Source organism: Microbacterium sp. MMO-113, assembly GCF_037148555.1.
GTDB lineage: Bacteria > Actinomycetota > Actinomycetes > Actinomycetales > Microbacteriaceae > Microbacterium.
Window position 1 is genome coordinate 263,564 of record NZ_JBBCTD010000004.1, and the last position, 17,500, is coordinate 281,063.

Annotated in this window: 13 protein-coding genes; 8 read left to right on the forward strand and 5 right to left on the reverse strand. The window is 70.9% G+C overall.

The annotated features are described in order from the left end of the window. Positions 1 to 247: 247 nt before the first annotated feature. Complete coding sequence (locus WFJ36_RS14955) at positions 248 to 1,216, reverse strand: GlxA family transcriptional regulator (RefSeq protein ID WP_071329264.1); 969 nt, start codon at positions 1,214 to 1,216, stop codon at positions 248 to 250. Positions 1,217 to 1,302: 86 nt separating this feature from the next. Here WFJ36_RS14955 and WFJ36_RS14960 point away from each other — a divergent pair, with 86 nt between their 5' ends. Both WFJ36_RS14960 and WFJ36_RS14965 read left to right on the forward strand, forming a co-directional pair. Next, positions 1,303 to 1,464, forward strand: coding sequence for a hypothetical protein (locus tag WFJ36_RS14960; protein WP_177173831.1), 162 nt, complete (start codon positions 1,303 to 1,305; stop codon positions 1,462 to 1,464). A gap of 37 nt (positions 1,465 to 1,501) precedes the next feature. After that, on the forward strand, positions 1,502 to 2,089 hold the full coding sequence (locus WFJ36_RS14965) for a hypothetical protein (protein ID WP_336643613.1): 588 nt from the start codon (positions 1,502 to 1,504) through the stop codon (positions 2,087 to 2,089). Positions 2,090 to 2,093: 4 nt separating this feature from the next. On the opposite strand, the gene WFJ36_RS14970 is transcribed toward WFJ36_RS14965, so the two are convergent. Both WFJ36_RS14970 and WFJ36_RS14975 read right to left on the reverse strand, forming a co-directional pair. Beyond that, positions 2,094 to 3,320, reverse strand: coding sequence for a glycosyltransferase (locus WFJ36_RS14970; RefSeq protein WP_071329266.1), 1,227 nt, complete (start codon positions 3,318 to 3,320; stop codon positions 2,094 to 2,096). A gap of 5 nt (positions 3,321 to 3,325) precedes the next feature. Further along, positions 3,326 to 4,555: a glycosyltransferase gene (locus WFJ36_RS14975; protein WP_071329422.1), complete on the reverse strand. Its 1,230-nt coding sequence runs from the start codon at positions 4,553 to 4,555 to the stop codon at positions 3,326 to 3,328. 121 nt (positions 4,556 to 4,676) lie between these two features. Between WFJ36_RS14975 and WFJ36_RS14980 the strand changes: the two genes are divergently transcribed. After that, positions 4,677 to 5,264 carry a hypothetical protein gene (locus WFJ36_RS14980; RefSeq protein ID WP_071329267.1) on the forward strand — a complete coding sequence of 196 codons (588 nt, stop codon included), beginning with the start codon at positions 4,677 to 4,679 and terminating at the stop codon, positions 5,262 to 5,264. A gap of 101 nt (positions 5,265 to 5,365) precedes the next feature. On the opposite strand, the gene WFJ36_RS14985 is transcribed toward WFJ36_RS14980, so the two are convergent. Next, positions 5,366 to 8,359, reverse strand: a complete 2,994-nt coding sequence (locus WFJ36_RS14985; protein ID WP_336643614.1) for an alpha-mannosidase — start codon at positions 8,357 to 8,359, stop codon at positions 5,366 to 5,368. A gap of 134 nt (positions 8,360 to 8,493) precedes the next feature. Between WFJ36_RS14985 and WFJ36_RS14990 the strand changes: the two genes are divergently transcribed. Continuing rightward, complete coding sequence (locus WFJ36_RS14990) at positions 8,494 to 9,519, forward strand: LacI family DNA-binding transcriptional regulator (protein ID WP_336643615.1); 1,026 nt, start codon at positions 8,494 to 8,496, stop codon at positions 9,517 to 9,519. A gap of 96 nt (positions 9,520 to 9,615) precedes the next feature. Here WFJ36_RS14990 and WFJ36_RS14995 read toward each other — a convergent pair whose 3' ends face one another. Then, on the reverse strand, positions 9,616 to 10,920 hold the full coding sequence (locus WFJ36_RS14995) for a glycoside hydrolase 5 family protein (protein ID WP_071329270.1): 1,305 nt from the start codon (positions 10,918 to 10,920) through the stop codon (positions 9,616 to 9,618). 178 nt (positions 10,921 to 11,098) lie between these two features. Here WFJ36_RS14995 and WFJ36_RS15000 point away from each other — a divergent pair, with 178 nt between their 5' ends. The 4 genes from WFJ36_RS15000 to WFJ36_RS15015 are packed head-to-tail and all read left to right on the forward strand — an operon-like array spanning position 11,099 to position 17,470. Beyond that, on the forward strand, positions 11,099 to 12,400 hold the full coding sequence (locus WFJ36_RS15000) for an ABC transporter substrate-binding protein (RefSeq protein ID WP_336643616.1): 1,302 nt from the start codon (positions 11,099 to 11,101) through the stop codon (positions 12,398 to 12,400). 41 nt (positions 12,401 to 12,441) lie between these two features. Next, positions 12,442 to 13,329 carry a carbohydrate ABC transporter permease gene (locus tag WFJ36_RS15005; protein ID WP_025102636.1) on the forward strand — a complete coding sequence of 296 codons (888 nt, stop codon included), beginning with the start codon at positions 12,442 to 12,444 and terminating at the stop codon, positions 13,327 to 13,329. Continuing rightward, complete coding sequence (locus WFJ36_RS15010; RefSeq protein WP_292786413.1) at positions 13,326 to 14,258, forward strand: carbohydrate ABC transporter permease; 933 nt, start codon at positions 13,326 to 13,328, stop codon at positions 14,256 to 14,258. Before WFJ36_RS15005 ends, WFJ36_RS15010 begins: the two co-directional genes overlap by 4 nt. Beyond that, entirely contained in the window at positions 14,255 to 17,470 is a 3,216-nt protein-coding gene (locus WFJ36_RS15015; protein ID WP_336643617.1) for a GH92 family glycosyl hydrolase, read from the forward strand. The genes WFJ36_RS15010 and WFJ36_RS15015 overlap by 4 nt, the downstream gene beginning before the upstream one ends. Positions 17,471 to 17,500: the final 30 nt, after the last annotated feature.

The window sequence follows — 17,500 nt, forward strand, 5'->3', positions numbered from 1 at the left end:
GAGCACCCTGCGGACGTGCGGTGCGATACCCGCGCGGCGCGGCTGGGACCAGAATGCCGCGGCCTGCGGCGGGACCGTTCGGGCCGATGTGGGACGGTAAACGCTCCGGACGCGGCGCGCTCGCGCGCGTTTTCGATCCCGCATGACAGCGGGGGACGGTGGCGGAATCGTGGCGGGACGGAAAGGGGCCCGGATGCGTGGGAACGGGGCACGAAAATGATCCCGCACGGCTGAAGGAGGGAGGGGGTCAGGCGGCGGGGAGGGCGTCGGCGCAGGAGAAGCGGGCGCGGTAGGCGGTGGGGGTCACACCCAGCACGCGGGCGAAGTTCTGCCGGAGGACGGCCGCGGAACCGAAGCCGCAGTCCGTCGCGATGTGTTCGAGCGGAAGATCGGTGCGCTCGAGGAGACGCTGGGCCCTGATGATCCGCTGCCGACCGAGCCACGCGGCGGGGGTCGCCCCGTACTCGGCCTTGAAGCGGCGCGCGAAGGTCCGCGGCGACATGAGCGCCCGCGCCGCGAGCTGGTCGACCGTCAGGTCTTCGCGGAGGTTCTCCACCGCCCAGTCGGCCACCACGGCGAGCGAATCCGTGGGCGCGACCGGGATGGGGCGATCGATGAACTGCGCCTGACCCCCGTCCCGCTGCGGCGGCACGACCATCCGACGCGCGATCCGGTTGGTGATCTCCGCCCCGAGCTCCTGTCGCAGCAGGTGCAGGCAGGCGTCGATGCCGGCGGCGGTGCCCGCACTCGTGATGATGCGGCCGTCCTGGACGAAGAGCACGTCCGGATCGATGTCGACGGCGGGGTACATGTCGGCCATCGTGTGCGCGTACATCCAGTGCGTCGTCGCCCGCCGCCCGTCCAGCACTCCGGCCGCGGCGAGGATGAACGACCCGCTGCACACGCTCATGACCCAGGCGCCGCGCTCGACGGCCGCACGCGCGACCTCGACGAGGAGCGGATCGATGTCGCCCCAGACCTCGCGCGGCACCGGGCAGAACACGACGAGATCGGCGTCCGCGGCGAACGACAGATCATGCTCCACGTTGATGGAGAAGCCGATCTTGGAGCGCACGACCCCGGGCCGCGGCGCGACGATGCGGAAGTCGAAGTTCGGCACGCCGTCGGCCGACCGGTCGAGGCCGAACGCCTCGCAGGCGACCCCGAACTCGAACGGCGCGAAGCCGTCCTGCACCACGCACGCGACGGTCTTCATCACAGCTCCCGGGATGGCAGTTTTCCTACGCACGGTGCCCGAACCGCCACTCGTGGCAGCATCGCATCGAGCGTAGCTTTTCTGCCATGCTACTCCTCATCCTCCTCCTCGCCCTCGCCATCTGGGCGCTCGTCGCCACGTTCGTCGAACTGCGGCGGGACGGCTATCGTCGCGCCCCCACCGACTGGAGCCGCGTCGCCGGACAGGACGCCCTGTCGCAGGCCGACCCCGGCCACCTCTACCGCTGACCTCCCGACTGTCCGGGAGGAGGGCTACGCTCGGGTCATGAGCGACCCGCAGCAGCCCGGACACCCCTCGCGCGACGGAGCCGGCGACCCGGCCGCCCCGACCCTTCCGTCGCTCCCGGCGGAGCCGCAGTACCCCGGCGCCCAGGCCCCCGCCCCGGGGGCACCGTACGCCCCCGCTCCCGGCGGCGGCCACATGTTCCCGACCGCGCCCCCGCAGACCTTCCCCACGGCGGCCCCGCAGCCGTCACCGACCGTACCCGGATTCGTGCCCGGATCCGCCGGCATCCCGCCCTACGGCACCCCGGCCCCGCGCGCGTCCGGCACCGGCCTCGGGCGCGCCGCGCTCATCGTCGCACTGGTGACCCTCGCGATCGACGTGTTCCTGATCCTCGCGCGACCGTTCGTCTACATGTCGGACCGGACCTACAGCATCATCGGCCTGATCGAAGGGGCATCGGGCATCCTCACGTTCCTCGGCTACGGGGCGGCGCTCGTGCTCGGCCTCATCGCGGCGCGACGCCCGGGTCCGCGACTGCTCGCCGGGATCGCCATCGGCATCTCGGGCGCCGGTCTGCTGACGATCGTGCTGAGCTGGCTCTCGTCGACGTTCTACGGGTTCCTGTGACCGCTCAGGATCGGGTGAGCACCCGCTCGTAGACCTCGATCATGGCGCCCGTCCGCGACGACTGCCGGAAGGCGTCCGCCACGGCCGGCACCGGCTGCGGGGCGGTCCCGTCCGCGATGTCCGCGGCCGCCCGCTGCAGCGTCGCGGCGAGCGCGTCGATCCGTTGTGTCTCGAGGTCCCGTCCGCGCGCGTGCGGATCCGCCGTCGGCACCGCCCAGAGCCCGCCCTGGAGTTCCGCGGCGATGTCGGGGTCGCACACGACGGAGGGCGTGCCGAGGGTGGCCGCCTCGAACGGCGTCATGCCCTGGGTCTCGAACCCGATGGACGTCTGCACGAGCGCATCGGCGGCGGCGATCCGCTCCAGCGTCTGCGCATAGGAGAGCCGACCGGCGAACCGTACGTCCGCACGCCCCGCGACGATGCGCGCGGCCGCGGCGCGCTGTCCGCCGCCGCCGATCACCTCGAGCTCTGCGTCGATGCCCGCGTCAACCCAGGCCTGGAGGAACGGGAGCAGGCGCTTCTCCGGACTCATCCGCCCGAGCCAGACGAAGCGCGGGCGCCCCGGTGCCCGCTCGGCGGGGGTCGCCGCGAGGGTCTGCGCGCGGACGTCGTCGTCGATGCCGTTCCACACGACGTCGACCGTCCGCGCCACGCCGTTCTGCTCCAGGCGTCGCGCGAAGTGCCCGGACGGGGCCGTGACGGCAGCGGCGCCCGACGCGAGACCGCGGAGGTACGACCACCCGTCGCTGCCACCGACCGGCACACCGACGCCGCGGAGGGCGGCGCGGCGCCACAGGTTGAGCACGGCCAGCACGGGACGGTGCAGCGGAGTGACCGCGGCCAGTCCCACGTCGACGCGGTTGTGCATCGTGTGCACGACCGGGATCCCGTGGCGGGCGGCGAAACGGTGCCCGATGAAGGCGCCCCAGAAGTCGGCCTGCACGTGCACGAGGTCGACGGGCGGGCGATGTGCCATGGCGCGGTCGAGAGTCCGATCGGTCGCCCGCCCCGGCCAGGTCATCGCGTACTCCCGGTCGAGGGTGATCGGCAGCGACGGGAGGTCGACGTTTCCCTCCGATGGTGCGGCAGCATCGGGCCGCGCGTGCATGCGGGGCGCGACGACCGTCACGGTGTGCCCTGCACGCTCCAGGAACGTCCGCTGCAGCCGCATCGACACCTGCGCCCCGCCGAGGGAGTCGAGGTGCTGATCGGCGAAGAAGACGACGTGCATCCGCGTCACTCGGGCAGCGGCTCGTCGCGGTACAGCGCCTCGAAGGTGTCGAGCGTGCGGTTGATGTCGTGGATGGCCACGCCGTCGAGGGACGCCTTCTGCATCCGCTCGTACTCGCCGGGGGAGGCGGTCAGGACGGCCGTGAGCTTCGCGGCGAGGTCGTCGACGTCTCCCGGCGTGAACAGGTGGCCGTTCTCGCCGTCGTGCACGAGGTGCGGCAGGGCGACGGCGTCCGCGGCGACGATCGGCAGCGCCGATGCCATGGCCTCCATCGTCGCGATGGACTGCAGCTCGGCGATCGACGCGATGACGAAGAGGCTCGCACGCGACAGGAGCGCCCGCAGCTCCTCGTCGGTGGTCCGGCCGTGGAAGGTGACCCGGTCCGACAGCCCGAGCTGTGCCGTCAGGTGCTCGAGCTGCTTGCGCTGGTCTCCGCCACCGACGATGTCGAACGTCGTGTTCAGCGCCGGGTCGAGCTTCGTCATCGCCTTGAGGATGACCTCGACCTGCTTCTCCGCCGTCAGCCGGCCCACGAACACGAGCCGGTTCTCCTCGCGCGGGGCGATGACCGGGGTGTACTGGGAGCGGTCGATGCCGCAGCTCACCGGGATGACGCCGCGCACCTCGACCGTCTTCTCCAGGAAGTCGGCGGCCCGACGCGTGGGCGTGGTGATCGCCCGCGTCAGGTCGAAGGTGCGCTTCGCGTCGGCCCAGGCGAGCTTGAGCACCAGGTCGTCGACGAACTTCGGCATGGTCGTGTGATCGAGGATGTTCTCGGCCATGACGTGGTTCGTCGCGATGACCGGGATGCCGCGCTGCTTCGCGATGCGCGCGAGTCCGCGCCCGATGACGATGTGGGACTGGATGTGCACGACGTCGGGCTGCACGGCGTCGAGCACCTTCCGGGCGTAGTGCTTGGAGCGCCACGGCCACACGAAGCGCAGCCAGTCGTGCGGGGCCCACCGCACGGAGGGCAGACGGTGGAGCGTCATCGGCTCCCCCTCGATGACCTCGGTGCGGGGCGCGGTGCGACGGTAGGCCTGGTTGGGGGCGACCACATGCACCTCGTGTCCGCGCTGCACGAGTCCGGCGGCGAGACGCTCGGCGAAGCGGGCGGCGCCGTTGATGTCGGGGGCGAACGTGTCGCAGCCGAGGAGGATCTTCAGCGGACGGGGCTGTACGGCGGTGGCGTCGCGCGACGCATCGATCGGATCGTCGGAGGAGGTCACAGAGATGCCTAACGGGGTGGCGGCCAAGGAGAAGCCCTGGTCGGGCGGTGGCAACTCTACCCGAGGGCCCTGTCCCCGACGCCGAGCCATACCGGCATCCTTCAGCCTCGGCCGATACCGTGAAGCCATGCGACTGCACGCCGACGCCGACCCCCAGCTGTGGATCCCCGTGACGGACTCGCTCGGGTGGAGGGGACGCCGGCATCGCAAGGCCGCGATCCGGATGCTGCTCGGCCAGGTGAACGCCGCGGTCGGCGCGACGGAGCGCCCCGGTTCGCGGTTCGGAGCCTGGGCGATGAGCCAGGCCGCGCCGATGCTCATGAAGAAGGCCGACGGCCGGGTCCTCGCGTGGACGTGGAAGGCGGAGCCGGACCTCGTCGTGGCGATGGCGACCGTGCAGGCGCTCACTCCTGACATCCGGATCGCCCGCGCGTCGATGCCGATGGAGTACGACGACACGACCTCCTTCCCCACCCGGCTCGGCGTCGGCGAGAAGCTCGTGGTCCCGACCCCGCCCTCGCCTTCGGCACCGCCCTTCGCGACCTACACGTGGGACACCGGTACGCACCTGGTGACCCTGACGGCCGTCTGCAGCGACCGCGAACGCTTCGGCACGCTCATCGGCGCGCTCGACGAACTGGCCCGCAGCCTCCGCATCGCCGACGACCTGACCAGCGGCGAGTCGCCCGACGTCCTCCGCCTTCCGCCCGCCTGAGACCGGATCTCGCCCGGCGGGATGAGAAACGCGCCTCCCGAAGGGCGGGGAGGCGCGTTTCTGATCCGGCGCGGCGCGCCCGGCGCGAGGAGGCCGGGGGCTCAGCGGACGATGCGGAGGGTGCGGACCTCGAAGGGGCGGAGGTGGAGCCCGCCGCCGAGGCGGGGCGCCTCGATCTCGTCCTCGATCAGGCTCACCTCGCGCACCGCGCGGTGCTCGAAGCCGACGGAGAGCTCGCCGACCGCCCGACGCCCGAGCGCCTCATACACACGAACGATGACATCACTGGAGCCGTCGTCGGCGAGCTTCACGGCGGAGACGACGATCCCCTCGCCCGACACCTCCACCAGCGGCTCGACCTCGCGCGCCCCACGGATCACCGTGGGCGTGCTGTTGAGGCGAAGGCCCTCGGCCGTCGCGATCGCGGCGTCGGCGCCGATCACGAAGCCGACCTCGATCTCATGGACCCCGTGGTCCGTGTCCGGGTCGGGGAAGCGCGGCGCCCGCAGCAGGGACAGCCGCACGGTCGTGGTGACCCCGTCCTCGCCGACCTCGCGCGTCGTGTCGTACCCGTAGATCGAGTCGTTCACGAGGGCCGCACCGAAGTCCTGCTCGCGCACCAGCACGAAGCGGTGCATCGAGGTCTCGAACTTCGCCGCCTCCCAGCTCGTGTTCGTGTGGGTGACTCGCGCCTGGTAGCCGAACTGCGTCTCGGCTTCGGTATGCGACGCCTGGATGTCGAGCGGGAACGCGAGCTTGAGCAGCTTCTCGGTCTCGTGCCAGTCGACCTCGTTGCGCAGCAGCACCGTGCGCGAGTCGGGAGCGAGGAGGATGGTCTGCGTGATGGTCGACTCCGAGAACGGACGCACGACGACGATCTGCGCGACACCGTTCACGAGTGATGCCTCGATGGACGACACCGCCGTGAGGTCGTCGACGCTGTTGCGGTAGTAGCGGTCGATGTCCCACGCGTCCCACATGTTCGGGAAGTCCTGGTGCAGCTGGAACAGGTTCGCGGCCCTGCCGGGCGCGACCGTCTCCCGCCCCGTGGGCTTGTCGACGGCGGAGACGATCAGGCCCTCGCCCGAGACGAGCACCGACACGAGCTCGTTCTCGATCCGCCAGCCATCGGCCTCCTCGACGAGCGTCACGGGTGCGACCGTCGACTCCCCCACGAACGAGGCGCCGAGTGCGCGCCCCCGACCCACCGAGGTCGGCTCGAACCGCAGCTCGCGGTCCCCCTCGCCTGCCAGAGAGCGACGTGCCGCGTCGGCGATGTCGCGCGCATCCGACAGCACATCGGACAGCACGGCGACGGCCTCGCGGTGCACCCACGCGATCGAGGTGCCGGGCAGGATGTCATGGAACTCGTGCAGCAGCACGGCCTGCCAGAGCCGGTCGAGCTCCGCCTGCGGGTACGCGGCGCCGGTGCGCACGGCATCGGTCGCGGCCCACAGCTCGGCCTCCACCAGCGCGTGCTCCGCCCAGCGGTGCAGCGCCTTGGTGGCGTGCTGGCTGGTGAGCGTGCCGCGGTGCAGTTCGAGGTAGAGCTCGCCGACCCACACGGCGGGGTTCGGCAGCTCGGCCTTGGCGGCGTCGAAGAACACGTCCGGATCCTCCCACACCACCTGCGCGCTGCCCTCGAGGTCGCGCAGCCGCTCGGCCTTGCCCGTCATCTCGCGCGTCGTGCCGCCGCCGCCGTCACCCCAGCCGACCGGGGCGATCGACCGCGAGCTGAGACGGTTCTCCTTGAACTGTCGAGAGGCCTTCGCGACCTCCATGCCGCTCAGCTGCGAGTTGTAGGTGTCCATCGACGGGAAGTGCGTGAACACCTGCGAGCCGTCGATGCCCTCCCAGAGGAAGGAGTGGTGCGGAAAGACGTTCTGCTGGTTCCACGAGATCTTCTGCGTGAAGAACCACTCGAACCCGGCACGGCGCATCAGCTGCGGCAGGGACGGCGAGTAGCCGAAGCTGTCCGGCAGCCACACGCCCTTCGACCGGATACCGAACTCCCGCTCGAAGAACCGCTGCCCGTGCGAGAACTGCCGCACGAGCGACTCCCCCGTCGGCATCACGGTGTCGGACTCCACCCACATGCCACCCAGGGGCAGGAAGCGTCCGGCGGCGACGGCGGCCTTGACCCGCTCCCACACTTCGGGGCGGTGCTCCTTGACCCAGGCATACTGCTGCGCGCTGGACATGCCGTACTGGAACTCGGGCTGCTCGTCGATGAGCGTGGTCATGGACGAGGTGGTGCGGGCGACCTTGCGGATCGTCTCGCGCACCGGCCACAGCCAGGCGGAGTCGATGTGGGCGTGCCCCACCGCGGAGATGCGGTGCGCACTCGCCTCGGCCGGTGCGGCGAGGACGTCGGCGAGCCGCGCCCGCGCGTCACCCGCGGTCTCCACGATGCGCTGCAGGTCGAGTACGTCGAGCGCGTCGTCCATCGCCTGCAGGATGCGCATGCGGCGCGGCGACGTCGCGGGGAGCTCCGCCTGCAGCTCGAACAGCACCTCGAGGTCGAGGGAGAGGTCGAACACCTCCGGCTCGAACACCGCGAGGTCGAGGCGCCGCAGCCGGTACAGCGGCTCCTTCGAGGAGGTGAGGATGTCGCCCTCCTGCGTCGGCAGGAAGGGGTGGTAATCGAGGAGGACGGGGTTGGAGGCGCCCTCCAGGTAGAGCTCGACGGGCTCATCGCCCTCCGCCGTCTCCACGATCGGCACCCACTGGTTGCGCGGGTTGATGCTCTTGATCGGCGTGCCGTCGGGGCGGTAGGCGAGAGCCTCGCACTGGAAGCCCGTCATGTTCACGTCGAAGCCCAGGTCGATCAGCGCCTCCACCCGGCGGCCTGCCCATTCCGCGGGCACCCGACCGGTGAGCTTGAACCACGTCGTCCCCCAAGCCGGGCCCCACAGCTCGCCGACCGCGGCCGGGGCGAACGAGAGCGCCAGCCCCTCCGCCGGGGCGATGGGCTCTCCCGGGAGCTGATGCGCCTCGACCGTAAGGGGGACCGCGGCCGAGTGGATCGCCGGGCGGATGCGCTCTTCGAGGACCCGCTTGACGCGGCCGACGGTGAGCGAGGTGTCGTCATGCATGGTGGGGTTCTCCGGGCTCGACGGTGAGGAATGGGCTTCGATGCGTGTTGTTACTAAAACGATCTAGCACGGGAGTCTACGGCACGTTCTCCCCTGCTTTCGAGAGGCTAAACCGATCAAGTAGGGTGATGCCTATGGCCCCGGGGAAACGCGTGACGATCGCGGATATCGCGCGCCTGGCCGGCGTCTCCCCCGGCGCCGTCTCGTTCGCCCTGAACGGCCGCCCCGGCGTGAGCGAGGAGACGCGGCAGCGCATCCTCTCGATCATCGAGGAGCACCACTGGCAGCCGAGTTCCGCCGCGCGCGCCCTCGTCGGCGCCCGGGCCAACGCGGTCGGATTCGCCCTCGCCCGCCCGGCGCGCTCCCTCGGCTCCGAGGCCTTCTTCACCGACCTCATCGCCGGCATCGAGTCCCGGCTCTCCGAGAGCAAGGTCGGGCTGCAGCTCCGCCTCGTCGCCGACATCGACGAGGAGATGGAGGTGCACCGGCAGTGGCGCTCGTCCAACCAGGTCGACGGCATCATCCTCATCGACCCGCGCGACGACGACCCCCGCGGCGCGCGCATCACCGCCCTGGATGCGCGCGCCGTGATGATCGGCTCGAAGCCCTCCCCGGACGGCGCGGTGCCCAGCGTGTGGATCGGCGACGACACCGTCGCGGAGACCCTGTTCTCCTACCTCGCCGCCCTCGGCCACACCCGCATCGCCTACGTCGCCGGTCCGGCGGAGCTGGAGCACACCCGTCTGCGCGCCGAGGTGCTGGAGCGGATGGCGGCGGACGGCATCGCCGGCGAGGTCATCACGACCGACTTCTCTCCCGCGCGCGCCTCCGCCGTGACGCGCGCGCTGCTCTCCGGCCGGCTGCGCCCGACCGCGATCGTCTACGACAACGACGTGATGGCCGTCGCCGGCCTCCGCGTGGCGCAGGAGATGGGCCGGGCGGTTCCCCGCGACGTCTCCCTCGCGTCGTTCGACGACTCCGTCATCGCAGGACTCATCAATCCGTCCATCACCGCGATGACCCGCGACACGTTCGAGCTCGGCGAGCAGGCGGCAACGCTCCTGCTGCAGCAGATCGAGGCCGGTACCACGCTGCCCAGCGTCGAGGGCCCGACCCCGGTGCTCACCGCTCGCGAGAGCACCGCGCCACCGCCCCGCTGAGCCCCCGCCTCCCCGTTCACACCCCGGGCTCTCGACGCACGTACCCCGGGGTTTCGACGACAACCCGGGGTCTCGGCGACTCAGACGGGGAGAGACTCAGACGACGGTGTTGACGGAGGCGTAGCGCGTCACGTCGGACGCGGACGGGACGGGCTGGATGAGACGGCGGATGCCGCGTGCCTCCAGCGCCGCGGGGTCCTGTGCGGTGCGGGAGGTCACCAGAGCGGGGTCGTCGCCCGCGGTGCACGCGTCGACCCAGGCCTGGAAGACTGCGCCGCCAGGGCTCAGGGCGGCTCGACTCACCGGCACCTCCTGCTCGTCGACGTCCACGACGATCGCCGTCGGACGAGCCGGAGCCGCGGTGCGGGTGCGCAGCTCGGGGATGAGCTCCGCGAACCGGCGGCCGAGGGGCTTCGCCGCACCCTCCTGGTCGATCAGCCCGAGGGAGTACTCCAGCTCCGGGAAGTCGGCGAGCTCCCGGCTCACGTCGTGCGAACACCACCAGGTCACGCCCCAGAGATTCTCGGTGCGGAGGGCGGAGCGCACGGTGGCCTCGAGGAAGCCGGGCATCTCGGCCTCGTCGAGACAGTTCGACGGAGCACCGACCTCCTGCAGCCAGATCGGCCGGGCAGGGTCGGACGCGAACGCGCGGGAGAGCTCGATGAGGTACTCCGCATGACGGTCGGCCGCAATCGAGCGACCTCCGTAGCGCTGGGCGGTGCCGTTGAAGATCCAGGAGTGGATGGTCGTCATCGCGCCGAGCCGTGAGGCGTGCGCCGGCGTGAATCCGTGATCGTCCATGTACCAGACCGCGTCGTACTCGCTGTGCACGTGCGGCAGCCCCGGGGCGCCTCGTTCCGCCGCCGCGAGCAGGGCCTCGATCCAGCCGCCCGCCTCGTCGGTCGTGACCGGCCACGGCGAGGGGTGGGTGTGCGCGGAGAACTGGTTCGTCTCGTTGCCGAGAGTGAGCCCGAGGAAGTTCGGCGCGTCCCGCAGGGCGCCGGCGAGCCGCTCCACGAGCTGCGCCTGACCGTCGAGCGCCGTCGGATCGGTGAACATGTTCCGGTCGTGCCAGGTGTACAGCCAGGAGGGCACGAAGTCGAAGCTCGACAGGTGCCCCTGGATCACATCGACGCTCGCGTCCATCCCGAACTCGGCGGCGATATCGACCATGGTGCGCACGTCATCGATCGCCTTCGAGCGGATGAGGGTGCGGTTCGGCTGCAGGACGGTCCAGAGCGGGAACACGCGCACGTGGTCGAGGCCGAGCGCGGCCAGGGCCGCGAAGTCGCGACGCACGTCGTCCGGGGTGAAGTCGAGCCAGGAGTGCATCCAGTCCTTCGACGGCGTGTAGTTCGCCCCGAAGCGGAGAGGGGCGTCGAGAGCGCCGCGCTGCGTCATGTGTGCACCTTTCGGACCGTGCCCTCCCGCGAGGACATGTCGCACCACTATAACGCTTGAGCATCGCCGTCGACAGGGCACACCTTGACACCGACGGGATCGGATGGTTTCATCTGCTAAAGCGCTGTAGTCCCTTCGTCGGACCACGCCGAATCGCCCGCCTCGAGGAAGAAGCACGATGAAAGTTCCCGCACGCATTGTCGCTCTGGCAACCTTCACGATCGGCGCCCTGGCGCTCGTGAGCTGCACCGGAGGCGGTGCCGCGTCCGACGGCGCCGGCCCCATCGACACCTCCGGCGAGCTCAGCGGAACCATCCAGTTCCAGACCTGGTCGCTGAAGAACGAGAAGTTCACCCCCTACTTCGAAGACCTCATCGCGGCCTTCGAGGAGGAGCACCCGGATGTCACCGTCGAGTGGCTCGACCAGCCCGGCGACGGGTACCAGGAGAAGATCCTGAGCCAGGCGAACGCCGACACCCTTCCGGACGTGCTCAACCTGCCGCCCGACATCGCCTATCCGCTGGTCGCCGCCGGGAAGCTCGTCGACGTCGACACCGCCGACCCCGACCTGAAGACGGCCTACAACGCGGGCGCCTGGGACGCCTACAGCCAGTACCCCGGCGTCGAGGGCACCTATGGCCTGCCCTGGTATCTCTCCAGCGACGCGTCCTGGTGGAACCTCGCCCAGCTCGCCCCGTACGGCGTCACCGAGGAGAACCTCCCGACCACGGTCGACGAGCTGCTCACCCTCGCGAAGGACGTCGCCACGGAGTCCGGCGGCAAGGTCCAGCTCCTCTCCTCGATCCCGGCGCTGGACACCTTCACCGCCGCCGGCATGGAGGTCATCAACGACGAGGGCGAGTTCGACTTCAACACCGATGAGGCCGCCGCGATCATCGAGCAGTACGCCGACGCCTTCGCGGCGGGCGCGATGCCCGCCGAGGCACTGACCGGCGACTACGGCGGGAACGCGGAGGCGTACATCCAGGAGAAGGTCGCCTTCACGACCGGCGGCACCGGCTTCACGACCGATCTGCAGAAGGACGCCCCGGCACTGCTGGAGAACACCGTCGCCACCCCGCGCCTGGGTGTCGCCCCGCTCTATGTCCAGGGCCTCAACGTCTCCGCCGACTCCGACAACAAGGAAGCGGCCCTCGCGTTCGCCGAGTTCGCGACGAACGAGGAGAACCAGATCGCGTTCTCCTCGCTCGCGGTCGGCACCGCCCCCGGTACGGCCGACGGCGGCGACCAGGTCGTCGAGAACATCGCCTCCTCGGTCACGGACGAGAAGCAGCTCGCCGCCATCGACACCGTGTTCGGCGCGATGAAGGACGCCAAGGCGCTGCCGTTCCAGTGGACCTCGGACATGGCCACCTACATGACCCAGCAGATCGCCCTGGCCGTGAACGGCGAGGCCGACGCCAAGACGCAGCTCGACAAGATCGTCGAGTACGCCAACGCGAACCGCGTGGACCAGTGAGCATGCGCGCGGACACCGGCACCCGGCAGCGGAGGTCGACGATGAGATCCCACAAGTGGTTCACCCCGTGGCTGCTCCTCGCCCCCGCCGTGATCTGGGTGCTGGTGTTCGCGCTCTGGCCGTTCCTGAACACCGTCGTCCTCAGCTTCACGGACGCCCGCCCCCTGCGGACCCCGGAGTTCGTCGGCGGCGCGAACTACGAGCGCATGTTCGGCGACGAGATGTTCTGGAACGCGCTGACCACCTGCCTCATCTACGTGGTCGTATGCGTGCCGCTGCTCACGATCCTCCCGCTGCTCCTCGCCCTCCTCGTGCAGAAGAAGCTCCCCGGCATCTCGTTCTTCCGCACCACGTTCTACTTCCCCGTGATCGCCTCGGTCGTCGTGGTCGCCCTCATCTGGACCTGGCTGTTCGACAGCCGGGGCATCATCAACCAGACCCTGGAGTTCCTCGGCCTCATCGATCAGCCCATGGCCTTCCTCGTCGACCGCTGGCTGCTGCTCGGCTGCGCGATCCTGCTCACGGTGTGGAAGGGACTCGGGTACTACATGGTGGTGTACCTCGCCGCCCTGGGGAACGTGGGCAAGGAGCTGCATGAGGCCGCGATGCTCGACGGCGCGAGCTCCTTCCGCCGCTTCCTCTCCGTCACGATCCCGTCGGTGCGCGGGGCGATGCTCCTCATCGCCGTCCTCATCGCGGTGTCCGCCATGCGCGTGTTCGCCGAGCTCGACGTGCTCTCCAAGAGCACGGGCGGCCCCGGCGGCTACGACATGTCCCTCGTGATGCTCATCCGCCAGGTGGGGTCGGGCCTGAACGGCAACATCGGCTACGCATCCGCGATCAGCGTGGCGCTGTTCCTCCTCACGCTCGTGCCGCTCGCGGCGATCGCGTTCATGAACCGCGAGAAGAAGGCGAAGGTCTCCGCATGACGACTCTGACGACGCCCCCGGTGGAGAGCACTCCGCCGGCCCGGGACTCCGCGCGCCCGTCCCGCGAACGCATCTTCCGGCGCCGCGGCTCCGGCGACTTCAGCAAGCCCACACTCGGCGGACTCATCGGCCGGTACGCGCTGCTGCTGTTCGTCCTCTTCCTGGTGATCGGCCCCTTCGTCTGGCAGCTCTCCACCTCGTTCAAGGGCCCGCAGGAGAACATCTACTCCTTCCCGCCCGAGCTCATCCCCCGCGATCCGACGCTGCAGAACTACACGAGGGTCGCCGACATCGTCCCCGTCTACCTCTACGCCTGGCACTCGCTGCTCGTCTCGCTCGGCACCGTGCTCAGCAACGTGATCCTGGCCACGTTCGCCGGCTACGCCCTGGGCTGCATGCGCTTCCGCGGGAAGTGGATCGTCATGGGCATCCTGCTGTCCACGCTGCTGTTCCCCGGCGAGGTCACGGTCACCAGCAACTTCCTCACCATCCGCGCGCTCGGGCTCGCCGACACCCTGTGGGGCGTGTTCCTGCCCGGAGCGATCAGCGCCATGAATGTGCTGCTCGTCGCCACCGCGTGCCGGATGATCCCGAAGGACGTGCTCGACGCGGCCACCGTCGACGGCGCGACCACGTGGCAGCGCATCCGGCACATCGTGTGGCCGAACATCCGCGGCATGGTGTCGGTCGTGGCGATCTTCGCCTTCATCGGCGCGTGGGACGACTACCTCTGGCCGCTCATCGTGCTCTCCGACCCGGCCAAGTACACCCTGACCGTCGGCATGGCGTACCTCAACAGCAGCTTCTCGGTCGATCCGCGACTCATCGCCGCCGGCACCATGATCGCGCTCGTGCCCATCGTCATCATGTTCTCGTTCACGCAGCGCTTCTTCTTCAAGGGCGTGCAGGAGGGTGCACTGAAGGGGTGAACGCGCCGCTGCTCCGCCCGGCCTCGGGGCCCGCGGATCCTCCGTCGTCGCGCCCGCACGCCGGGGTGCTCCCCGGAGTCGTGTTCGCGTACTCGTTCGATCCCTCCCACGGCGCGCAGCGGATCGATGTCCCCGGCCTCGACGGCATCGCCTTCACCCCGGACACCGTGCTGCACTGGGCGTTCTACGCCGACGGCCCCGCCGCGACCCTCGCCCCGTGGGCCGCGCTCGCCGTCGCCGTCGACGTGCGGACCCCCGACGGCAGCCGGCTGAGCGACATCGCCGCCGTCCGTGACCGCTACGACTTCCCGCCCACGGCCGAGGGGCAGTTCGCCGCCCGGTGGAGCATGCCCGAGCAGTGGAACGCCGACAGCGTCGCCCTCGCACCCCTCGCCGTCGGGAGGGGCACCGGCACGGGCACGGTCGAGCTCGTCTTCGGCACGGCCGAGCTGGCGACCACGCCGGAGGCGCCCGCCGAGGTCAGCGGCTTCGTCCAGGTCCGCGTCGAGGAGCGCCCTGCCCCCGGCGATCTCCCGCCCGTCGAGCGGGTCGACACGCGGCGCGGCTCCCACTCCGGCCCCCGCTTCTCCCGCGGGAACACGATCCCCGCGGTCGCCGTGCCGCACGGCTTCACCTTCGTCACGCCCGCGACCGACGCGGCGGACCCGCGCTGGCCCTATCGCCCGTTCCTGCACGACGATCCGCCGGGGCGGCGTCTCGAAGCCCTGCAGTTCTCGCACCAGCCCAGCCCGTGGATCGGTGATCGCTCGGTGCTCCAGCTCATGCCGTTCCGGGGGACGCCGAGGTCGGACAGGGAAGCCCGGCGCCGCTGGATCGTCCCCGAGAGCGAGCGCGCCCGCCCGCACGAGTACACCGCGGACCTCGGCGACGGGCTGCAGGTCGAGATGACCGCGACCTCGCATGCCGCCGCGTTCCGCGTGCGGTGCGAGGACCCGCGCGCCGCCGTGGGGTTCGTGATCGACCAGCTCACGGACGATGGCCGACTCACCTTCACGGACGCCGGCTTCGAGGGCTGGATTCCCGAGGGGCCCGAGGACTGGGGGAACGCGCCGCGCTGCTACTTCGCCGGCACGGTGCAGAGCGCCTCGGACGCCGCGCACGGCGCCCTCGACGACGACGGGCGTGCCAGGGTCGCGGGCTTCGTCCGCGCCGTGGGCGCCGTCGAGGTGCGGGTCGGTGTCTCGTTCCTCTCCATCGCGCAGGCTCGGCACAGCCTCGCCCTCGAGGCACCTCCCGCCGTCCCCTTCGACGAGCTCCGCGCCCGCGCGGCCACCGCGTGGAACCGCCTGCTCGGGCGCGTGACGATCCCCGCGCTCCCCGAGGCCGAGCGTCCGTTCCGCGGCCTGGCCGACGAGGAGCAGCGCGCCCGGATCGCCGCCGCACTCCACCGGATGCACCTGTATCCGAACACGGCGGCGGAGAATGCGGGCACCGCGGACGCGCCGGAATGGCGGTTCGCCGACGTGTTCGCGCCCCGGACCACCTTCGGAGAGATCACCACCGGGGCGCCGGTCGCGGAGGGCGAGCTCGTCGTCAACAACGGCTACTGGGACACGTACCGCACGGAGTGGCCCGCGCTCGCGCTCCTCGACCCCGCGCTGGCCGGACGCCTGCTGGACGGGCAGCTCACCCAGTATCGCCGCGGCGGCTGGATGGCCCGCTGGAGCGCCCCCGGGTACGTCGACAGCATGGTCGGCACCTCGAGCGACCAGATCTTCGCCGACGCCGCACGGTGGGACGTGCCCTTCGACCGGGAGACGGCGTTCGAGAGCGGGTGGCGTCACGCGTGCGAACCGGGACCCGATCCGCGACGGGGTCGCAAGGGCATCGGCCGCGGGCGCTTCCTCGGCTTCATCCCGTCCGACGTCCCGGAGGGGATGAGTTGGAGCATCGAGAACGCCGTGAGCGACGCCGCCCTCGGCTGGTTCGCCGCCCGACTCGCGGCATCGGCGACGGCGGCGGACCAGGCCGCGCGCTATCGGGCCTTCGCGCGGTACTTCGCGAATCGCTCCCGCGCGGCGCGCGTGCTCTTCGACCCGGCGTCCGGATTCTTCCGCGGTCGCGCGGCGGACGGCTTGTTCGCTCCGATTTTCGATCCTCGGGTCTGGGGCGGGGACAACGTCGAGACGAACGCCTGGGGCATGTCGGTCGGCACGGTGCACGACGGGCCGGGACTCGCGGCGCTGCACGGCGGGCGGACCGGACTCGGCCGGCACCTCGACGCCCTCTTCGCGGAGCCGGAGACCGCCGACGAGCGCTTCGGCGGCGCGTACGGCACGGTCATCCACGAGCAGCGCGAAGCCCGCGCCCAGCGGTCGGGCATGTGCGCCCTGTCGAATCAGCCGGCCCATCACATCCCCTTCATGTACGCCTTCAGCGACCGGCCGTGGCACAGCGCGGGCCTCGTGCACGGCCTCGCACGCCGTCTCTTCGCCGGTGCCCACATCGGCCAGGGCTTCCCGGGCGACGAGGACAACGGGGAGATGAGCGGCTGGTGGCTCTGGGCCGCGCTCGGCCTGTATCCCCTGGAACTCGCGGCGGGGTCTCTGCGCATCGGGTCGCCGCTCTCGGACGACATCCGGGTCGCACGCGGAGACGGCTCGTCGCTGCGCATCCGCTCGCGACGGAGCTCCCCCGGCGCGCACGTGCTGGAGGACGCACGACTGGACGGACGCCGACTGTCCACCGCCGACCTCCCGATCGACGCACTCCAGGGAGATGCGGTGCTCGAGCTCGTGTTCGGCACGGACGCGGCGCGCGCGCTGGAGAGCGGAGAGGACACGCTCGACGCTGCGCCATGGCGCCGCGACCTCACGGGCGGAGAGGGAGAGGCCGTCGCCTCCGCGGATGTCCGCGAGGCGCGGCGCCTGTTCGACGACGGCGACCCGCAGGGTGACGAGGGCGTCCGGCTGCCGGAGGGCTCGTGGGTGGGCTGGCGATTCCCCTCGCCCCGCGGCCTCACCGACATCACCGTCACGAGCCGCGAGCCCGTCGCGGCCGGTGTGCTGCGCGGGGAGGTGGAGGGGGCCGACGGCTGCTGGCACCCGCTCACCACGACGCACCTCGAAGACCTTGCGCCCGATCGCACGACACCGTTCGCTCTGGAGACGCGGGTCGTGACCTCGGCCGTCCGCATCCGCACGGAGGCCGAGGTCACGCTCCGTCAGATCGAGCTCTTCGATCTGGACTGACCGGTACCGATGCCCCCGACCGGCGGCGGA

Excerpts from the sequence above, each read along its gene's own strand:
- WFJ36_RS15005 (WP_025102636.1), top strand. The coding sequence starts at position 12,442 with ATGAGATCCCACAAGTGGTTCACCCCGTGGCTGCTCCTCGCCCCCGCC.
- WFJ36_RS14980 (WP_071329267.1), top strand. The coding sequence starts at position 4,677 with ATGCGACTGCACGCCGACGCCGACCCCCAGCTGTGGATCCCCGTGACG.
- WFJ36_RS15000 (WP_336643616.1), top strand. The coding sequence starts at position 11,099 with ATGAAAGTTCCCGCACGCATTGTCGCTCTGGCAACCTTCACGATCGGC.
- WFJ36_RS14965 (WP_336643613.1), top strand. The coding sequence starts at position 1,502 with ATGAGCGACCCGCAGCAGCCCGGACACCCCTCGCGCGACGGAGCCGGC.
- WFJ36_RS14955 (WP_071329264.1), bottom strand. The coding sequence starts at position 1,216 with ATGAAGACCGTCGCGTGCGTGGTGCAGGACGGCTTCGCGCCGTTCGAG.
- WFJ36_RS14985 (WP_336643614.1), bottom strand. The coding sequence starts at position 8,359 with ATGCATGACGACACCTCGCTCACCGTCGGCCGCGTCAAGCGGGTCCTC.
- WFJ36_RS14970 (WP_071329266.1), bottom strand. The coding sequence starts at position 3,320 with ATGCACGTCGTCTTCTTCGCCGATCAGCACCTCGACTCCCTCGGCGGG.
- WFJ36_RS15010 (WP_292786413.1), top strand. The coding sequence starts at position 13,326 with ATGACGACTCTGACGACGCCCCCGGTGGAGAGCACTCCGCCGGCCCGG.
- WFJ36_RS14995 (WP_071329270.1), bottom strand. The coding sequence starts at position 10,920 with ATGACGCAGCGCGGCGCTCTCGACGCCCCTCTCCGCTTCGGGGCGAAC.
- WFJ36_RS14990 (WP_336643615.1), top strand. The coding sequence starts at position 8,494 with ATGGCCCCGGGGAAACGCGTGACGATCGCGGATATCGCGCGCCTGGCC.
- WFJ36_RS14960 (WP_177173831.1), top strand. The coding sequence starts at position 1,303 with ATGCTACTCCTCATCCTCCTCCTCGCCCTCGCCATCTGGGCGCTCGTC.